14 protein-coding genes and 2 tRNA genes are annotated in these 16,808 nt (G+C 72.5%); 6 read left to right on the plus strand and 10 right to left on the minus strand.

Annotation, left to right across the window (positions count from 1 at the left end):
* Window positions 1-8 precede the first annotated feature (8 nt).
* Window positions 9-1,010 carry a TrmB family transcriptional regulator gene (locus IEZ24_RS12040; protein ID WP_165356016.1) on the plus strand — a complete coding sequence of 334 codons (1,002 nt, stop codon included), beginning with the start codon at window positions 9-11 and terminating at the stop codon, window positions 1,008-1,010.
* Between the two features lie 183 nt (window positions 1,011-1,193).
* Here the strand turns inward: IEZ24_RS12040 and IEZ24_RS12045 are convergent, their stop codons facing one another.
* The 3 genes from IEZ24_RS12045 to IEZ24_RS12055 all read right to left on the minus strand — a co-directional run bounded on the left by IEZ24_RS12045 (window position 1,194) and on the right by IEZ24_RS12055 (window position 2,152).
* Entirely contained in the window at window positions 1,194-1,370 is a 177-nt protein-coding gene (locus tag IEZ24_RS12045) for a hypothetical protein (RefSeq protein WP_165356017.1), read from the minus strand.
* Between the two features lie 163 nt (window positions 1,371-1,533).
* A tRNA-Ser gene (locus IEZ24_RS12050) sits at window positions 1,534-1,627 on the minus strand.
* 63 nt (window positions 1,628-1,690) lie between these two features.
* Window positions 1,691-2,152, minus strand: coding sequence for a hypothetical protein (locus IEZ24_RS12055; protein WP_129454106.1), 462 nt, complete (start codon window positions 2,150-2,152; stop codon window positions 1,691-1,693).
* Window positions 2,153-2,233: 81 nt separating this feature from the next.
* Here IEZ24_RS12055 and IEZ24_RS12060 point away from each other — a divergent pair.
* A tRNA-Ser gene (locus tag IEZ24_RS12060) sits at window positions 2,234-2,318 on the plus strand.
* Window positions 2,319-2,454: 136 nt separating this feature from the next.
* Here the strand turns inward: IEZ24_RS12060 and IEZ24_RS12065 are convergent.
* Window positions 2,455-3,354, minus strand: coding sequence for a DNA polymerase beta superfamily protein (locus IEZ24_RS12065; RefSeq protein WP_129454107.1), 900 nt, complete (start codon window positions 3,352-3,354; stop codon window positions 2,455-2,457).
* 83 nt (window positions 3,355-3,437) lie between these two features.
* On the opposite strand from IEZ24_RS12065, the gene IEZ24_RS12070 reads away from it, so the two are divergent.
* Together IEZ24_RS12070 and IEZ24_RS12075 are read left to right on the plus strand one after the other, a co-directional pair.
* Window positions 3,438-4,310 (plus strand): AAA family ATPase, encoded by an 873-nt coding sequence (locus tag IEZ24_RS12070; protein ID WP_129454108.1) that lies wholly within the window; start codon window positions 3,438-3,440, stop codon window positions 4,308-4,310.
* Window positions 4,307-5,689 (plus strand): vWA domain-containing protein, encoded by a 1,383-nt coding sequence (locus IEZ24_RS12075; RefSeq protein ID WP_129454109.1) that lies wholly within the window; start codon window positions 4,307-4,309, stop codon window positions 5,687-5,689. Before IEZ24_RS12070 ends, IEZ24_RS12075 begins: the two co-directional genes overlap by 4 nt.
* Here the strand turns inward: IEZ24_RS12075 and IEZ24_RS12080 are convergent.
* The 3 genes from IEZ24_RS12080 to IEZ24_RS12090 are packed head-to-tail and all read right to left on the minus strand — an operon-like array spanning window position 5,674 to window position 8,394.
* Window positions 5,674-7,002 (minus strand): hypothetical protein, encoded by a 1,329-nt coding sequence (locus IEZ24_RS12080; RefSeq protein ID WP_129454110.1) that lies wholly within the window; start codon window positions 7,000-7,002, stop codon window positions 5,674-5,676. The two genes, IEZ24_RS12075 and IEZ24_RS12080, sit on opposite strands and share 16 nt — an antisense overlap.
* Entirely contained in the window at window positions 6,999-7,949 is a 951-nt protein-coding gene (locus IEZ24_RS12085; protein WP_129454111.1) for a hypothetical protein, read from the minus strand. Before IEZ24_RS12085 ends, IEZ24_RS12080 begins: the two co-directional genes overlap by 4 nt.
* 1 nt (window position 7,950) lies before the next feature.
* Complete coding sequence (locus IEZ24_RS12090) at window positions 7,951-8,394, minus strand: hypothetical protein (RefSeq protein WP_129454112.1); 444 nt, start codon at window positions 8,392-8,394, stop codon at window positions 7,951-7,953.
* A gap of 201 nt (window positions 8,395-8,595) precedes the next feature.
* Between IEZ24_RS12090 and IEZ24_RS12095 the strand changes: the two genes are divergently transcribed.
* Window positions 8,596-10,113, plus strand: a complete 1,518-nt coding sequence (locus IEZ24_RS12095; protein WP_129454113.1) for a potassium/proton antiporter — start codon at window positions 8,596-8,598, stop codon at window positions 10,111-10,113.
* A gap of 7 nt (window positions 10,114-10,120) precedes the next feature.
* Here IEZ24_RS12095 and IEZ24_RS12100 read toward each other — a convergent pair whose 3' ends face one another.
* Together IEZ24_RS12100 and IEZ24_RS12105 are read right to left on the minus strand one after the other, a co-directional pair.
* Window positions 10,121-10,624 carry a LytR C-terminal domain-containing protein gene (locus tag IEZ24_RS12100; protein ID WP_129454114.1) on the minus strand — a complete coding sequence of 168 codons (504 nt, stop codon included), beginning with the start codon at window positions 10,622-10,624 and terminating at the stop codon, window positions 10,121-10,123.
* Window positions 10,624-10,920 carry a type II toxin-antitoxin system VapB family antitoxin gene (locus tag IEZ24_RS12105; protein WP_129454115.1) on the minus strand — a complete coding sequence of 99 codons (297 nt, stop codon included), beginning with the start codon at window positions 10,918-10,920 and terminating at the stop codon, window positions 10,624-10,626. Before IEZ24_RS12105 ends, IEZ24_RS12100 begins: the two co-directional genes overlap by 1 nt.
* Window positions 10,921-10,977: 57 nt before the next feature.
* Between IEZ24_RS12105 and IEZ24_RS12110 the strand changes: the two genes are divergently transcribed.
* A complete protein-coding gene (locus tag IEZ24_RS12110; RefSeq protein ID WP_129454116.1) occupies window positions 10,978-12,600 on the plus strand; it encodes a helicase HerA-like domain-containing protein in 1,623 nt (540 codons plus the stop codon).
* 114 nt (window positions 12,601-12,714) lie between these two features.
* Here the strand turns inward: IEZ24_RS12110 and eccCa are convergent, their stop codons facing one another.
* Window positions 12,715-16,713, minus strand: coding sequence for a type VII secretion protein EccCa (eccCa, locus tag IEZ24_RS12115; RefSeq protein ID WP_242498410.1), 3,999 nt, complete (start codon window positions 16,711-16,713; stop codon window positions 12,715-12,717).
* Window positions 16,714-16,808 lie beyond the last annotated feature (95 nt).

Raw genomic sequence — 16,808 nt, forward strand, 5'->3', positions numbered from 1 at the left:
GATGTGCCATGCCCTTGGGGCCGCAGGAGCGGATCGTCTTCGAGGAGCAGTCGACCCCCCTCTACGAGGAGATCGTCGCCTCCGGGGGCATCGACGCCACGGACAGGCGCATCGCCGCGCGTGGTGAGCTGCACGCCGCCTTCGAGCTGCTCGTCGACGTCGGCCTCGTGTCCCGCAGCGACGACGGCCTCACGTGGCGCGCCGTGGACCCGGCGGCCGTCCAGGCGCAGGTCGTGGCCCCGCTCGGCCAGCAGGGCGCCGAGCTGATCGCCGAGTCGGCCCACTGGGCTCAGGCCTTCAGCACGCTGTCGCACGCGTGGCGGCGCTCGCCGAGCGCCGTCGGCGGACCGTTCGCGGAGATCCGCGGTGAGACCATCGCCAACTTCCTCGCCTCGATGGTGAGCGAGGCCGAGGAGGAGCTGCTCACGGCCCAGCCCCAGGACCGGCGAGGAGTCAAGCAGCTGGGTGAGGCGGGCGCTCGCGAGATCGCCGCCCTCCGGCGCGGGGTCAAGATGCGTACGCTCTACCAGCACGCGGCCCGGCGCGGCGCCGACACCCGCAAGTACGTCTCCGCGGTGACCGCCGAGGGGGCCGAGGTCCGGACGCTCGACGAGTTCTTCAACCGGCTCATCGTGGTCGACCGCCGGATCGCCATCATCCCCAGCCACCAGGGCCTCAACGTCGCGATGGTGATCAGCGAGCCGTCCATGGTGGGCTACCTCGTCGACATGTTCGAGCGCCACTGGGAGCGCGCCAGGCCGTTCACGAGCAGCGAGACCTCACTCATGCGCGACATCGCCGCCGAGCAGCGTGCGATGACGATCCGGATGCTCCTCGAGGGACGGGCCGACCCGGCGGGCGCCAAGCGACTCGGGGTCAGCCCGCGCACCTACGCCGCCTACGTCGCGGACCTGAAGAACGAGTTCGAGGTGGAGACGCGCTTCCAGCTCGGCTACGAGATGGGCAAGCGCGGCATCTCCGGCCGCGAGACCGACGCCTCGGCCGACTGACTGCTGCGCGGCTGGCGGACACGCCGGGAGGCGGGAGAAAGAGGACGAGGGCAGCAGCTCCGAAAAGCTGCTGCCCTCGCTGCCAGGACTCGCCTGTGGGGGAGGCTGCCGGACCAAACTCGTGGGGGGTTGAGGGGTCCGGGTCCCGGCACTTTCACTGCGTGCACATCATGGCACGTCCGATCAGCGGAAGTTCTTCTTGTAGCCCCAGGTGGTGTCGATGGACTGCGTGCTGCCGCCCTTTACCTTGTAGCCCCACGTGGTGTCGACGGCGTTGGCAGGGCCAGCCCCGATGCCGACGAATCCGAGCCCGAGCGCGGCCACGAGGGCGGCGGCGGCGATGCGGCGTACAGGGGTCATTGCTCTTCACCTCAGTTGTGTCACAGGGGATGACCGGATCATTGTCTCCCAGCCTCCGTCGCCACGTCGCGCCGATGCGGCTGCAGGTCTGTGCATTGCAGGTTCTTGCAAATGCACGCAGGGAGGCCGGTGTCGGCCCCCTCCTGCAGGAGGGGGCCGATCGTGGCGGAGGCGGAGGGATTTGAACCCTCGATGGGGTTTTAGCCCCAAACCCGCTTAGCAGGCGGGCGCCATAGACCGGACTAGGCGACGCCTCCATGCCCGTCGAGTGCCGGGCGCACAGAAGGTTACAAGGCGCGGCGGGCCTGCGCCGAATCAGGTCACCACTTGCGCAGGCCGTGGCCGCGCTGGAGGTGCTCCTGGATGTCACGCACGAACGCCTCGCGGTCGACGGCGAGCATCTCGACGGGGATCGTCGTGGTGCGACCGTCGCGCAGGCGCAGCACCACGACGGGCGCGTCGGCGATCGTGGTGGTGACGGCGTCCTCGACGTCCTTCCAGCGGCCGGTGGCCGCGCCGACCCCACGTACCCACTGCACCCGGTAGCCCTCGGCGGTGAGCCGGACGACCCAGCCCCTCTGCCGCCAGGTCCACCAGGTCGCGGTCAGCACCACCACCGTGAGGAGCACCGGCACCAGCAGGAACACGGTGTGCAGGTCGAGGACCGCGATCAGCAGCGTGCTCACCAGGATCAGCGCGGCGACGGCGACCAGCACCACGCCCAGCAGGCGCGCGGCGATGGCCGGGGCGAGGCGGTGGACGGTGGCGGGCTCGGACGTCACGCGGGAGATTTCATCACGTGCGGGCGGGGCCGAACCTGTTGGGTAGAGTCCCGCGGTGTGCGGCGCCCCGGCGTCGTACGAGGAGGGGTGCCGGAGCGGCCGATCGGAACCGCCTTGAAAGCGGTCGTAGGGAGACCTACCGCGGGTTCGAATCCCGCCCCCTCTGCAGAGCATGAGCGAAGCGAAGGCTCCGCAGAGGCATCTTGAGCCTGAGCGAAGCGACCCGCGGGGGCGTCGGCCGGGCGTGGCGGCTGCAGAGCATGAGCGAAGCGACCCGCGGGGGCGTCGGCCGGGCGTGGCGGCTACCGGGGGCGCGGCGACTGCCAGTAGGCCAGGTGCGAGCGGTGCAGCCAGTCGTCGACCCAGTCCCGGTCGGGCTGCGGTGGCAGGTCCGAGCTGTCGCGGAGCTCCTCCAGCCGCCGCTCGGCGTCACCCACCGCGGCGACGACCTCGTCGAGCCCGAGGTCACCGCGGCGGACGGCGCGGAGGCGGGACAGGTCCGGCTCGGGCACGGGCAGGGTGATCCGCCCGGTCGTGAGCAGCTCGACACCCTGCACGCCGAGACGGAGCGCGTGCATGGCGAACTTGGTGTCGTAGCCGTGCACGGCGACGAGCTCGGGCCGATTGGTGAGGGCGCCGACCTCGCCGGTCATGGCCTGCTTCTGCGAGCGGAGGTAGCCGAGGAACCGCTCCGCCGCCAGCCGGGAGACGAACCGGTGGGCGTTGGCCACGAGCTCTGCTCCCACCTCGTTGCGGAGGACGACCTCCTCGTCGGGCACGAACAGCGCCAGCAGCACGGTCGGGTTGCCGGCGAGCGCGAGGCGGCACCACTTGCGCGCGGAGTAGACCACGACGTCGAGGTCTCCCGCGCCGGAGCGGTTCGCAAGGCCACCGGGCCGGTCCCACACCGTGTGGCGCTGGTACTGCTCGAACTCGACCTCGCGGTCCGCGGAGTCGATCCCTCGCGGCACCCGCGCCAGGCCCGTCACGAACCGGGCCGGCTCGAGGCAGATGCCCATCTCGTCGCGGTCGTCCTGCCCGGTGATCGACGTGCCGTGCATCCCGGAGCCGACCTGGACGCGCAGGATCATCCCTGCCTCGGCGATCTCCCGGGCCTCCTCCGAGGCATGGGGGTGCGCGAAGCCGCTGGGCAGGGCGCGACTGCCCTCGATCACCACGACGTTCGACCGGGGCCTCGACATGGGCAGAGCGTACGGAGGTCGCACGGGTCCGGGCGACGTGATTGCGGTCAGGAGGCGTCGGCGACGACGGTTAGGCTCGCCCCGTGACGACGACCTGGTTCGCCTCCGCCGACGACGCGACCACCCGCCTGAGCGAGGCCGGCTACCTCACCGACGACGCGACCGCGCTCACGGCCTACCTCGCCGGCGCGCTGGAGAAGCCGCTGCTGGTCGAGGGACCGGCCGGCGTCGGCAAGACGGAGCTGGCCAAGGCGGTGGCGCGGTCGACGGGCGCGGAGCTGGTGCGGCTGCAGTGCTACGAGGGCCTCGACGAGGCGCGCGCCCTCTACGAGTGGAACTACAAGAAGCAGCTGCTGCGCATCCAGGCGTCCCAGGGCGACGCCGCGTGGAGCGAGGTGCACGACGACATCTTCACCGAGGAGTTCCTGCTCACCCGGCCGCTGCTCAGCGCGATCCGGCGCGACGAGCCGACGGTCCTGCTGGTCGACGAGGTCGACAAGACCGACGTCGAGGTCGAGGGCCTGCTGCTCGAGGTGCTCAGCGACTTCCAGGTCACGATCCCCGAGCTCGGCACCGTCACCGCCACCCGACGACCCTTCGTCGTGCTCACCTCCAACGCAAGCCGCGAGCTCTCCGAGGCGGTGAAGCGTCGCTGCCTGTTCCTCCACCTCGGCTATCCCGACGCCGAGCGCGAGCGGGCGATCGTCACCAGCCAGGTCCCCGGCCTCGACGACCGGGTCGTCGCCCAGCTCGTCGACGTCGTCGTACGCCTGCGCGAGCTCGAGCTCAAGAAGGCACCGTCGATCGCGGAGTCGGTCGACTGGGCTCGCACGCTGGTCGCCCTGGAGATCGGCGACCTGGACGAGGCCACCGTCGCCCGCACGCTGGGGGTCGTGCTCAAGCACGCCTCCGACCAGCAGCGGGCCGTCAAGGAGCTCAAGCTGGCCTTGTCATGACTCTTCTCGACACCCACATCGGCTTCGTGGAGGCACTGCGCTCCGCGGGGCTGTCGGTGTCGCTCGCCGAGGGCCTCGACGCGATCAGCGCGCTCGAGAAGGTGCAGTGGCACGACCGCGAGACCGTGCGCGCCGCGTACGCCGCGACGCTGGTGAAAAGGCAGCCGCAGCGGGTCACCTTCGACGCCGTCTTCGACATCTGGTTCCCGCGGCTCATCGGCAGCGGGGTCGCGGGGGACGGGCTCGAGCCGGTCGCCGGGCCGCCGGACACCGGCCCGCAGCTGGAGCGCTTCCGTGAGGCGCTCGCCGACGCCCTGGCCTCTGGCGACGTGCAGGCGCTGCAGGACCTCGCGGTCGAGGCGGTGGCGCGGTTCGGTGCGATGCCGGGCCGGGGGCCGGGGCTGTCGAGCTGGTCGGCCTACACCTCGCTCCAGCGGGTCTCGCCGGCCGAGCTGGTGGAGCGCCTGGTGCGCGGCCTGCTGGCCGAGGGGATGGACCCCGACCAGGCCGAGCGGACCGCGGGACGGCGCGTCGGCGACTTCACCAGGCTGGTCGAGGGTGACGCCCGCCGGCGGATCGCGGAGGAGAAGGGCCCCGAGCACGTGGCCGCCGTGACCGTCCGGCCGACCATCGACCGCCTCGACTTCACCGCGGCCCGCCGCAGCGACCTCGAGGAGATGCGCCGCGAGATCTATCCCCTCGCCCGCCGGCTCGCCGCCCGCCTCACCAAGGAGCAGCACGCGCGGCGGCGCGGACCCCTCGACGTACGCCGCACCGTCCGCGCCTCGATCGCCACGGGCGGGGTGCCGCTCGAGACCCACCACCGGCCCAGGCGGCCGCACCGCACCGACCTCGTGGTGCTGTGCGACGTGAGCGGCTCGGTCGCCAGCTTCGCGCAGTTCACCCTCATGCTGGTGTTCGCGCTGCGCGAGGCCTTCAGCGGCGTCCGCGCGTTCACGTTCGTCGACGACGTCGTCGAGGTGAGCGACACCTTCCGGCCCGGCGCCGACGTGGTCGAGGTGATGGAGTCACTGGCGACCAGCATCTCGCAGGCGGCGCTGTGGGGACGGACCAACTACGGCAGGGCGCTGACCCGCTTCGCCGAGGAGCACGGGGACGCGATCGGGCCGCGGTCGTCGCTGCTGGTGCTGGGGGACGGTCGGTCGAACTACAGCGACCTCGCCCTGCCCGTCCTGGCGGACCTCGCCGGCCGGGCGCGCCACGCGTGGTGGCTCAACCCCGAGCACCCGCGCCACTGGGGCACGGGGGACAGTGCGGCCGACCGGTACGGCGAGGTGGTGCCGATGGTGGAGTGCCGCAACCTCGCCCAGCTCGGCGAGTTCGTGCACGAGGTCGTCCAGCCTCACCCGGCCAGGTAGCCGAGGTCCTGCATCCGGGTGATCTCGGCGCGCAGCTCGGGGTGCTCCGCGGTGTCGGCGGCCTTCGCCCCGGCGACGTAGAGCGGAGTGCCCTCCGCGTCTCCGCCGTCGAAGACGACCGTGAGCCGGTTGGCGGTCCGGGCGTTGATCAGCGAGCCGAGCAGCGCCACGGGGTCGGAGCGGTCCTCCAGGGACAGCACGCGGGTGGCCTCCGGGATGCGCGGCACCTGGGCCGACGGGGCGCCGGCGGTGACGACCTGGTCGACGACGAAGCGGTCGGACGCGGCGGTCGCCGCGATCTCGGCGGCGATCGTCCCGCCCGAGGCCGAGCCGACGAGCATCACCCGGGCGTCGTCCTCGGTCACGGCCTGCTCGATCGCCCGGATGACGTGACCCGCCGACGTCGTCGGGTCGGCCCCCACGAGGCGCAGCCGGCCGGGCTCGTGGCCGATCGTGCCGGGAAGGTAGGCGATGTAGCGACCGGCACCGACCCGCTGCACGCTGATCCGTCGGTCCTCGGCCAGCAGGTTGGCCATCAGCTCCTCGAGCGAGCGCGGCGCTGCGCCGGCGCGGGTGCCGACCTCGGCCTCCGGCTCGCTGGCCTCGACGAAGGAGCCGGCGGAGTCGCGGAAGGCGGAGACGGCGTCGGTGCCGAACGGCTCCACGCCGATGGCGCGCAGGCCGCCGCGCGCGGCGTGGCTGGCCTGGTCGGAGGCCAGCACGCCCGCGGTGAGCAGCGAGCGCATGTGCAGGCCGTCGAGCAGGCCACCGCCGCCCGAGAGGTGGTCCATCAGGTCGGGGTTGTTCTCGGCGAGCTCGTTGAGGTAGGCCGTGACGCCGTCGCGATCGAGCGTGTCGGTCTCGATGAGGCCGGCACTGACGATCGCTCCACCGAGGGCGACCTCGGGTGCGAGGTAGCCGATGGCGCGGCCGGCGATGGACCCGAGCGTCTTGTAGGCGGCCTCCTGGAGCTCGTCGATCCAGCGGTAGGTCAGCACCGTGGCGCGTACGACGAGGGCGTCGGCGTCGAGCTCGACGGAGCGGGTGAGCAGGCCGTGCTTGCCGGTGGTGGCGGCGCGGATGTCCTCCTCCGCCTGACCCCACGTGGCCCTCGACAGCTCGGCAGTGTCGACCACGTCGTCGTCGCCGAGGATCTCGGTGCCGAGCCGGGCGCGGGTGCGCATCTCGTTGCCCGAGGAGTCGAAGAGGTCGGCCAGCGCGAGCATCTGGTCGTACTTGTCGGCGGCGACGCTCGCCGAGGAGTCCTCGGGGGCGTCGGCGGCGTGGGTGCGGGGGATGTCGAGGTCGCTCACGTGGACGGCTCCTCTCGGCGGGTGACCTGGGCCAGGACGGGCGCGAGCTCGGTGGCCAGGTCGTCGGGGTCCACCCGTACGACGGCGACGCGGGCGACGTCGTCGTGGCGGGGGGTCAGGGAGTGCCAGCCGTCCTTGAGCAGCACCCAGGACACGACGCCGACCGACGTCGTGGCGTGCTCGGAGACCTCGGCGGCGAGGATGCGCAGGCGCCCGCGGCTCTCCGCGTGCACCGCCGACACGGTGGCAGCGGCCTCGGCGTCACCGAGCGCGTCGCCGTCGGCGACGACCGCGCCGCCGGACTGGCCGACGAGCACCGGGACGAGGTCGGAGCGGCCCGACCGCAGGGCCTCGCCGACGGCGTCGGCGAGCGCGTAGGGGACGTCGAGGACCTCCGGCACCTGGGAGGGGCCGATGGGCAGGTCCTCCGGAGGGGCGGTGACGCGAGCGAGCTCGGTGGTCCACTGCTCCACCGGGAACCAGGCGAGCTCGAAGACGATGCCGTCGCACGTGGACAGGCTCGCGACGGCGCTGCCGGCCTGGCGGTGCCAGGCCTTCACCTGCGTGGCGCCCGCGGCGACGTCGACGTCGAGCGCGAGCCGGGGCGTCGCCAGCAGGCCGACCGCGCCCACGACGCCCGGGTCGGCGCCGTCGTCGGTCACCAGGCCGCGGCGTCGCAGCGTCTCGTGCGGGTCGTGCAGCGTACGGAGCGCCTCGGAGTAGGCGGTGTCCTCGACGGCGCCGCGACCCTGGCCGAGGCGACCCGAGAGGGAGCCGGCGCTGCTGGACTCGTCGGCGTCGGGCTGCACGTCGAACGGCAGGGGGGCGCCGCCGGCGAGCTCGGCCACGAGCCGCAGCTCGGGCAGGGTGAGGGCCAGGCGCCGGGCCATCCCGTCCAGGAAGCTGGTCGGTGGCGCGGGGGGCGTGGTCAGGTCGATGGTCACCATGTCAGAGCCCCGGGAGAGTGACGGTCAGCCAGTCCTTGTGGCCGGCGGGCGGAGGGTCGAAGGCCAGCAGGGTGGCGTCGGTCGGGTCGGTCGGGTCGCTCTCGGCGGGGGACCCGTCCGGGCCCGCGGCCTCGCTGGCCCGCGTACGGGCGTCCTCGACGAGCGCGGCGGCCTTGTGGGAGCGGACGTCGATCGCCTCCTTGAGCGTGTCGACCTCCTGGAGGTGGCGGGCCAGGGACTCGGCTGCGGTCTCGTGGTGGCCGGCGGCGGCGCGCAGGTGGTCGGCGCGCTCCTTGATGCGCTCACGCATGGCGTCGGCCGCCTTCCCGTGCCACGGGACGGCCTCGGCCTGCGCGACGAGACGGGCGGCGAGGGCGCGGATGTCGCCACCCTGCTCGCGCAGCTGCGCGACGCGCTTGCGCCCCGCTGCGGTGTCGCCGTACATCGATCACACCCTTTCGTCCGTGGTCGCCTACCCGGGGACCGGGTCCGCCAAACGTCCTTCCGGCGACCTGATTCTGCCGCAGCCGGCACTCCGACAGGTCCGCGACGGTGGCGTCCACCGCCGCCGGAGGCCGCCGTCCGGGCCGGTCGCGGCCGATAGGATCGACACCGGTCCCGAACCCGCGAGCGACACGAGGTGTGCATGACGTTCGACGTCCACCAGCTCGACGTGTTCGTGCTGGTCGGAGCGGTCGTGACGCTGGCGGCGATCCTCGCCGTACGGCTGTCCGCCGGCGTCGGGCTCCCCTCGCTGCTGTTCTACCTCTTCATCGGGGTGCTGCTCGGGGAGGGCGGCCCGTTCGGGATCCAGTTCGACGACGCCCAGCTCGCCCACGCGCTCGGGTTCGGCGCCCTCGCGGTCATCCTCGCCGAGGGTGGTCTCACCACCGACTGGCGGCAGATGCGCTCGAGCGTCCGGCTCGGCATGTCCCTGGCGACGGTGGGCGTGGCGGTCTCGGTCGCCGTGGTCGCGGTCGGCGCCCACTACCTGCTCGGCCTGCCGTGGGAGCTGGCCATCCTGCTCGGCGCGATCTGCTCGCCGACGGACGCCGCCGCCGTGTTCTCGGTGCTGCGGGCCCTGCCGCTGCCCAAGCGCCTCACGGGTGCGCTCGAGGCGGAGTCCGGGCTCAACGACGCCCCCACGGTCGTCCTGGTGGGCATCATCTCCACCGGCGCGGTGGGGGAGTCGGGGCTGCTCGAGACCGGCGGCATCATCGTCTTCGAGCTCCTCGCCGGCGGCCTCGTCGGCGCCGCGTGCGGCTTCGCGGGCGCGTGGGTGATGCGCCGGGTGGCCCTGCCGTCCTCGGGCCTCTACCCGCTCGCGGTGCTGTGCCTGGCGTTCACCGCGTACGGCGCCGCCTCCGCCCTGCACGCCTCCGGGTTCGCCGCGATCTATGTCGCCGCGCTCATCCTCGGCAACAGCGAGCTGCCGCACCGGGTGGCGACCCGATCGTTCGCCGAGGGCGTCGCGTGGCTGGCACAGATCGGGCTGTTCGTGATGCTCGGGCTCCTGCTCTCGCCGAGCAGGATCGACCTCGACACCGTCGTGCAGGCGCTCGTGACCGGCCTCGTCCTCACGCTCGTCGCGCGTCCCCTGTCGGTGCTGGTGAGCAGCGTCGTGCAGCCGATGGCACCGCGCGACCTCGCCTTCATCTCGTGGGCGGGCCTGCGCGGCGCGGTGCCGATCGTCCTCGCCACCATCCCGCTGTCGGAGGGGGTGGAGGGCGCCGACGACCTGTTCGACATCGTCTTCGTGATGGTCGTCGTCTACACCCTCCTGACCGGGCCGACCCTGCCGTGGGTGGCGCGGCGGCTGCGGGTGGCGCGACGCTCCCAGCCGCGGGGGCTCGACGTGGAGGCCGCGCCGCTCGACAGGATCGCCGCCGACCTCCTCCAGGTGACGATCGCGCCCTCGTCGAAGATGCACGGCGTCGAGGTCGGCGAGCTGCGACTGCCGCAGGGGGCGTCCGTCTCGCTGGTGATCCGGTCCGGCGAGGTGATCGTCCCGGAGCGACGTACGGTGCTGCGCCACGGTGACGACCTCCTGGTGGTCACGCCCCGCAAGCTGAGGGAGGCCACCGAGGCCCGGATGCGGCAGGTTTCAGAGAGCGGGCGCCTCGCGCTGTGGCTCGGCGACCCGTCGCGCCGTGACAAGGACTAGCGGGGCGTCACTCCGAGCCGGTGGCCCGGCAGTAGGTGGCGTCGGCCTTGGCGACGACGGACTCGACCTGCTTCTTGCGCAGCGCCTGGAACTTCTCGCCGACCACCACGACGACGCCCGGGCCCAGGGCGTCACCCTGCACGACCTCGGCCCTCTTGAACTGCCGCTTGACGAGCAGGACCGCGGGGTTCGTCGGGTCGGAGGACCAGATCTGGGTGGTGGCCGCGGGCAGGGGGGAGTCGCCGACGTCGCCCGCGACGAAGCCGCGCTCGCCGAGCTGGGCGCTCGTGGCGCCGGCGAGGCCGCTGCGCCCGCTGCCGTTGAAGACGCTGACCACGACCTGGTCGCGGCGTACCTCCGAACCGGCCGTGACGGTCTCGTCCTCGCAGATGGCGACGGGCTCGTCCTCGGGGAACGGCTCGGTCAGCGCGGCCCAGCCCCACAGCGCCGCGACGAGCACCAGCACGGCGAGGACCGCGAGCGTGAGGGCGGACTTGAGGGCGCCGCTCATCAGTCGCCCGCCTGGTGCACGCGCGCGTGCAGCACGCTGCGCTGCTGGAGCGCGGCACGCAGGGCGCGGTGCAGGCCGTCCTCGAGGTAGAGGTCGCCGCGCCACTGCACCACGTGGGCGAACAGGTCGCCGTAGAACGTGGAGTCCTCGTCGAGCAGGGTGTCGAGCCGGAGGGTGTCCTTGGTGGTCACCAGCTCGTCGAGCCGCACCTGGCGCGGGGGCAGGTCCGCCCAGCCGCGCGAGTCCAGCCCGTGGTCGGGGTAGGGCCGGCCGTCGCCCACCCGCTTGAAGATCACGCCCGTGACTATATCGACGCCCTCGTCGCCGTCCCACGCGCTGGTTAGGCTCGCGCCATGACCGAGACGCCTGAGGCAGAGCCGACGCCGACCGAGGCCGCGCCGGAGCCGGCCGCTCCGAGCGACCCCATCTCGGAGGCCGTCGCCGCTGGCTACCGCTTCGAGGGCGCCGCCCTCGAGCTCGGCGGCCTGATGCTCGACGCGGACAACCTCGGCGACGTACGGGTCCGGATCCCGCTCGGCATGCTCAACCGCCACGGCCTCGTCGCGGGCGCCACCGGCACCGGCAAGACGAAGACCCTCCAGCTGCTCGCCGAGCAGCTCAGCGCCAACGGCGTGCCCGTCTTCGCCGCCGACATCAAGGGCGACCTGTCCGGCATCAGCGTCCCCGGCGAGCCCAGCGACAAGCTGTCGGCGCGCACGGCCAGCGTCGGGCAGGAGTGGACGGCGACCGGCTTCCCGACGGAGTTCTACGCGATCGGCGGCCAGGGCATCGGGGTGCCCGTCCGGGTCACGATGAGCGCGTTCGGCCCGACGCTGCTGGCCAAGGTGCTCGGCCTCAACGAGACCCAGGAGTCCTCGCTGAGCCTGGTCTTCTACTACTGCGACAAGCAGGGGCTGCCGCTGCTCGACCTCGCCGACCTGCGGGCCGTCCTGCAGTACCTCACCGGCGACGAGGCAGGGAAGGCCGAGCTCAAGACGATCGGCGGGCTGTCGCCGCAGACGGCCGGGGTGATCCTGCGCGAGCTGGTGGCGTTCGAGGCGCAGGGCGCCGACGTGTTCTTCGGCGAGCCCGAGTTCGAGACCAAGGAGTTCCTGCGCACCACCGAGGACGGACGCGGCATCGTCAGCCTCCTCGAGCTGCCGAACCTCCAGGACCGGCCGGCGCTCTTCTCGACCTTCCTCATGTGGCTGCTCGCGGACCTGTTCCACGACCTGCCCGAGGAGGGCGACCTCGACAAGCCCAAGCTGGTGTTCTTCTTCGACGAGGCGCACCTGCTGTTCAACGACGCCTCCGACGCCTTCCTCGACCAGATCGCGCAGACCGTACGCCTCATCCGCTCCAAGGGCGTGGGCGTCTTCTTCGTGACGCAGTCGCCCACCGACGTGCCCGACGAGGTGCTCGCCCAGCTCGGCTCGCGCATCCAGCACCAGCTCCGGGCGCACACGCCCAACGACGCGAAGGCGCTGAAGGCGACCGTCAACACCTACCCGACGAGCGCGTACGACGACCTCGGGGAGGTCATCACGTCGCTGGGGATCGGCGAGGCCGTCGTCACGGTCATGAACGAGCGCGGTGCCCCGACGCCGGTCGCGTGGACCCGGCTGCGGGCGCCGGAGTCGCTGATGGACCCCGCCCCCGCCGCGGACATGGAGGCAGCCGTGGCCGCCTCGCCGCTCACCGCGAGGTACGCCGAGGCCATCGACCGCGAGTCCGCCCGCGAGCTGCTCGCCAAGAAGCTCGAGGAGGGCGCGCGCAAGGCCGCCGAGGACGCCCGCGTCAAGGAGATGGCGCGCGAGCAGAAGAACGCGCGCGTGACCGAGAAGTCGACGCGCAAGCCGGCTGCGGAACCCGACTCGATGGTGGAGACCGTCGTGAAGTCGACGGCCTTCAAGGACTTCATGCGCACCGCGGCCCGCGAGATCGCGCGGGGGATGTTCAAGAGCGGCCGCCGCTGAGGCCCTGTCGGCAACCACCGGTCAACCGGTGGTTGCCGAGCTCCTCGGCCGTTGCACCGGCCGAGAAGCGCACGGAAAGGACTGTCGGCCCGCGCGGCGTACGACGCCGGGCGGTCACATCGTCGGGTCGAGCCAGGCCAGCTGTGCGGTCTGGGTGCCGCCGTCACGGGTGACGACGCGAGCGCGGCCCTCGGGAGCGGGCTGGGGGCGGAGGTTGCCGATGAGGACGCCCTCGTCACGCGGGCCGGACAGCATCACGCCGGGCATCGCGAGGTCGCGCAGCGACTGGATGACGGGCTCGTAGAGCGCGCGGGACGCGCCACCCGTACGCCGCGCCACGACGACGTGCAGACCGACGTCGCGCGCCTGCGCCATCAGCGGCTGCAGCGACGAGACGGGCGACGACTGCGCCGTGGCGACCAGGTCGTAGTCGTCGACCACGACGAACACCTCGGCCCCGGTCCACCACGACCGGTTGCGCAGCTGCTCGGGCGTCACGTCGGGACCCGGGATGCGGCCCTCGAGATAGCTCGCGATGTCCTTGAGCGTCGGCGTGGCCTGCGTGGCGGAGGTGAGGTAGTTGAGCAGGTACTCGTCGGGCACCTCGCCGAGCATCGACCGGCGGTAGTCGACGAGCACGATCTGCGCCTCCTTGGGCGTGCGCGTGCGCATGACCTCGTGGACGTACGTCCGGAGCAGCGCGCTCTTGCCCGACTGGCCGTCGCCGAAGATCAGCATGTGCGGCTCGGCGTCGACGTCGAGGCCGATGGGCGCGAGCTCCTTCTCGTTGATGCCGAGCAGGATCTGCTTCTCCGGCACCTGCCGGCGTACGGCGTCCTCGCGGACCGCCGCGAGGGTGACCATCTCCGGCAGCAGGCGGAGCTTGGGTCCCTGCGGGCCCTTCCACACCGCCGCCATCCGGTCGATGAGGTCGTCGACGCCGTCGCCGAGGGTGTCGGGGTCGCCCTTGCCGTCGATGCGCGGCAGCGCGCCGAGGAAGTGCAGCTTGGACGGCACCAGGCCGCGTCCGGGTCGGCCGACCGGCACGAGGGCGGCGACCTTCCGGTCGACCTCGGAGTCGAGCGGGTCGCCGAGGCGCAGCTCGAGCTTGGAGCCGAAGACGTCGCGCATGGCGGCGCGGAAGTCGGCCCAGCGGGTGGACGCGGTGACGATGTGCAGGCCGAAGGTGAGGCCGCGCGCCGCGAGCTGCTGGATCTCCATCTCGAGGTCGTCGAACTCCGCGCGCAGCGTGCTCCAGCCGTCGATGACGAGGAAGACGTCGCCCCAGCCGTCGTCGGCACGGCCCTGAGTGCGTCGCGAGCGGTAGGTCTCGATGGAGTCGATGCCGTTCTCGCGGAAGTAGGCCTCGCGACGGTCGACGATGCCCTCGACCTCCGCCATCACGCGGCGCACCACGTCGGGCTCGGAGCGCGTCGCGACGCCGGAGACGTGCGGAAGCCGGGTCAGCGGGGCGAACGTGCCGCCACCGAAGTCGAGCACGAAGAACTGCGACTCCAGCGGCGTCGTGACGAGCGCCATGCTGGTGACGATGCTGCGCAGCAGCGTGCTCTTGCCCGAGCGCGGCCCGCCGACGACGGCGACGTGGCCGGCGGCGCCGGTCAGGTTGAGCGTCATGGTGTCGCGGCGCTGCTCGCGCGGGCGGTCGACGGTGCCGAGCGGGATGACCAGCCCGGGCACGTTGCGCCACTGCGGCGACGTGAGGCCCAGGTCGGGGCTCTCGACCAGGTCGGGCATGAGCTCGTCGAGAGTGTCGGGCACGTCGAGTGGCGGCAGCCACACCTGGTGCGCCTCGGGTCCCTTGCCGATCATCCGCTGCACGGCGATGTCGAGCAGCGAGGGCTGCTCGCCCTGCTGCTGCGGCTGCGGCGTCGCGACCTCGGTGACGTCCTCGGTCGGCTCGAGGGCCTGCACCTCGGAGATGGTGAAAGGCAGGATGCCGCGGATCGCGCCGCCCTCGTCGCGGGTGACCCGGGTGCGGCTCGACGGCGGCCCCGAGACGTACGCCGCCTTGAACCGCAGCAGCGTGGACTGGTCGGGCTTGAGGTAACCGAGACCCGGCACGGCGGGGAGCTCGTAGGCGTCGGGGACGCCGAGGACCGCGCGGGACTCGCCGGCGGAGAAGGTGCGCAGGCCGACCCGGTAGGACAGGTGGGACTCGAGGCCGCGCAGCCGACCCTCCTCCAGCCGCTGCGAGGCGAGCAGCAGGTGCAGGCCGAGCGAGCGCCCGAGGCGGCCGATGGCGACGAAGAGGTCGATGAACTCCGGCTTGGCCGAGAGCATCTCGGAGAACTCGTCGACCACGATGAACAGCGACGGCATCGGCTCGAGCGGCTCTCCGTTGGCGCGGGCCTTCTCGTAGTCGCGGACCGAGGCGTAGTTGCCGGCGTCGCGCAGGAGCTCCTGGCGGCGCGTCATCTCGCCGGACAGGGCGTCCTGCATGCGGTCGACGAGGGTGAGCTCGTTGGCGAGGTTGGTGATGACGGCCGAGACGTGCGGCATGTCGGCCATGCCGGCGAAGGTCGCGCCGCCCTTGAAGTCGACGAGCACGAGGTTGAGCTGCTCGGACGAGTGGGTCATCACCAGGCCGAGCACCAGCGTGCGGAGGAACTCCGACTTTCCGGAGCCGGTCGCGCCGATCACCAGGCCGTGGGGTCCCATGCCCTGCTGGGCGGACTCCTTGATGTCGAGGTGGATCAGGCCGCCGGAGTCGCCGATGCCGATCGGTACGCGCAGCCGGTCGCGGGCCGGCCGGGGTCGCCAGGCGGCCGCCGGGTCGTAGGCGAAGATGTCGCCGAGGCCGAGCAGGTCCATGTGGTCGGGGGTCGTCGAGGTGATGTCGACGGCGCCGCCGGCGGACGCGGACTCGGCGCTCGCGGTCTTGAGCGGGGCGATGCGACGGGCGAAGGCCTCGGCGGTGGCGATGTCGCACTGGTCGGCCAGGGCCTTGACCGGCTCGCCGCGCAGCCGCAGCGCCTGCACCGGCCGCTTGCCGAGCTCGTCGGGGGCGTCGGCGAACTCCAGGCGAAGGCGCGTGGAGTCCTCGAGCTCGTCCCAGCGGCTCGGCAGGTCGAGGAGCGTCACGCCGTGGAGGCCGTCGGGCGGGACGATGTGGTTGCCGGGAGGCAGGTGGCCGCCGTCGATCACCAGCAGGATGTGTGGCGTCGCGGCGCGCTCGTCGGCGCCGAAGCGGGGCCGGTCGCTGAGGTCGGGCGGGAGCAGGTTGCCGAGATCGTCGAGCGAGGTCGACACGAGCCTCATCGGGCCGACGGCGTCGACCTCCCGGGTGCTCTGGGCGTGGGGGAGCCACTTCACCCAGTCCCAGTGGGTGAGGTTCTGCTCCGAGCTGAGCACGGCGACGATCAGCTGGTCGGGGTTCTGGAAGGCCGTCGCCGAGCAGATCATGGCGCGTGCCGTCGAGCGCACCTCCTCGGCGCCGCCGCACAGCTCGATCCGGTCGAAGGCGCGCAGGTCGATCGACGCCGGCAGGTTGGGCTGGAGGCGGTGCACGACCAGCAGCCGGTGCAGGGCCGACGCCGCGGCGGGGTCGACCTGGTCGACCGGCGCGCTCTCCGGCGGCACCAGCTCGAGCGACAGGGGCTGGGAGCACAGGCCGTAGCGCACGTGCAGGAAGTTGTCGTCCGAGGCGGTGTGCTCCCACAGCCGCGTCCGGTCCTCGGCCAGCGAGGGCAGGGCGGACGGCTCGGGGTGGTGCCAGCTCAGCGCGCGGCGCTGCTGGTCGGCGGCCTCGCGGGCGACCTTGCGGATGTTGCTGAGGTAGCGGAGGTACTCGGTCCGCGAGCCGGTGACCTGCTGCGCGCGCTGCTTACGCTGGCGGTCGATCTGCACGATGATGAAGCCGAGCGTGGCGAAGAGGAACATGCCGGCCGCGAGGAAGCTGCGGCTCCGGTTGGCGCCGCCCATCGTCGCGACGAGCACGATCGAGCCGAGGCTGCCCAGCATCGGGATGGCGTTCATCAAGACGCCGCCCGCGCCCTCGCCCTCCTGCAGCTCCGGCGGTGGCTGGAGGACGATCTGGCCGCCCGGCATCTCCGGCTCGTCGAGCCGCTGTCCGCCCCGCAGTGTCGTGCTCACGCATCCCCCGTTGCCTCACCCGATCAAGTCGCGACGATGATAGGTGTGCTCCTGCAGCGCCGCGACTATCGTGCACGCAGAAGCGCCCGCCCGAT

Origin of the sequence: Nocardioides ganghwensis, from assembly GCF_014779655.1 — a bacterium.
In the GTDB taxonomy this organism is placed as follows: domain Bacteria; phylum Actinomycetota; class Actinomycetes; order Propionibacteriales; family Nocardioidaceae; genus Nocardioides; species Nocardioides ganghwensis.

Bases quoted from the DNA above. Each gene is read 5' to 3' on its own strand.
- IEZ24_RS12040 (WP_165356016.1), top strand. From the start codon at position 9: ATGCCCTTGGGGCCGCAGGAGCGGATCGTCTTCGAGGAGCAGTCGACC.
- IEZ24_RS12045 (WP_165356017.1), bottom strand. From the start codon at position 1,370: ATGACCCCTGTACGCCGCATCGCCGCCGCCGCCCTCGTGGCCGCGCTC.
- IEZ24_RS12065 (WP_129454107.1), bottom strand. From the start codon at position 3,354: ATGTCGAGGCCCCGGTCGAACGTCGTGGTGATCGAGGGCAGTCGCGCC.
- IEZ24_RS12075 (WP_129454109.1), top strand. From the start codon at position 4,307: ATGACTCTTCTCGACACCCACATCGGCTTCGTGGAGGCACTGCGCTCC.
- IEZ24_RS12085 (WP_129454111.1), bottom strand. From the start codon at position 7,949: ATGGTGACCATCGACCTGACCACGCCCCCCGCGCCACCGACCAGCTTC.
- IEZ24_RS12090 (WP_129454112.1), bottom strand. From the start codon at position 8,394: ATGTACGGCGACACCGCAGCGGGGCGCAAGCGCGTCGCGCAGCTGCGC.
- IEZ24_RS12095 (WP_129454113.1), top strand. From the start codon at position 8,596: ATGACGTTCGACGTCCACCAGCTCGACGTGTTCGTGCTGGTCGGAGCG.
- IEZ24_RS12100 (WP_129454114.1), bottom strand. From the start codon at position 10,624: ATGAGCGGCGCCCTCAAGTCCGCCCTCACGCTCGCGGTCCTCGCCGTG.
- IEZ24_RS12110 (WP_129454116.1), top strand. From the start codon at position 10,978: ATGACCGAGACGCCTGAGGCAGAGCCGACGCCGACCGAGGCCGCGCCG.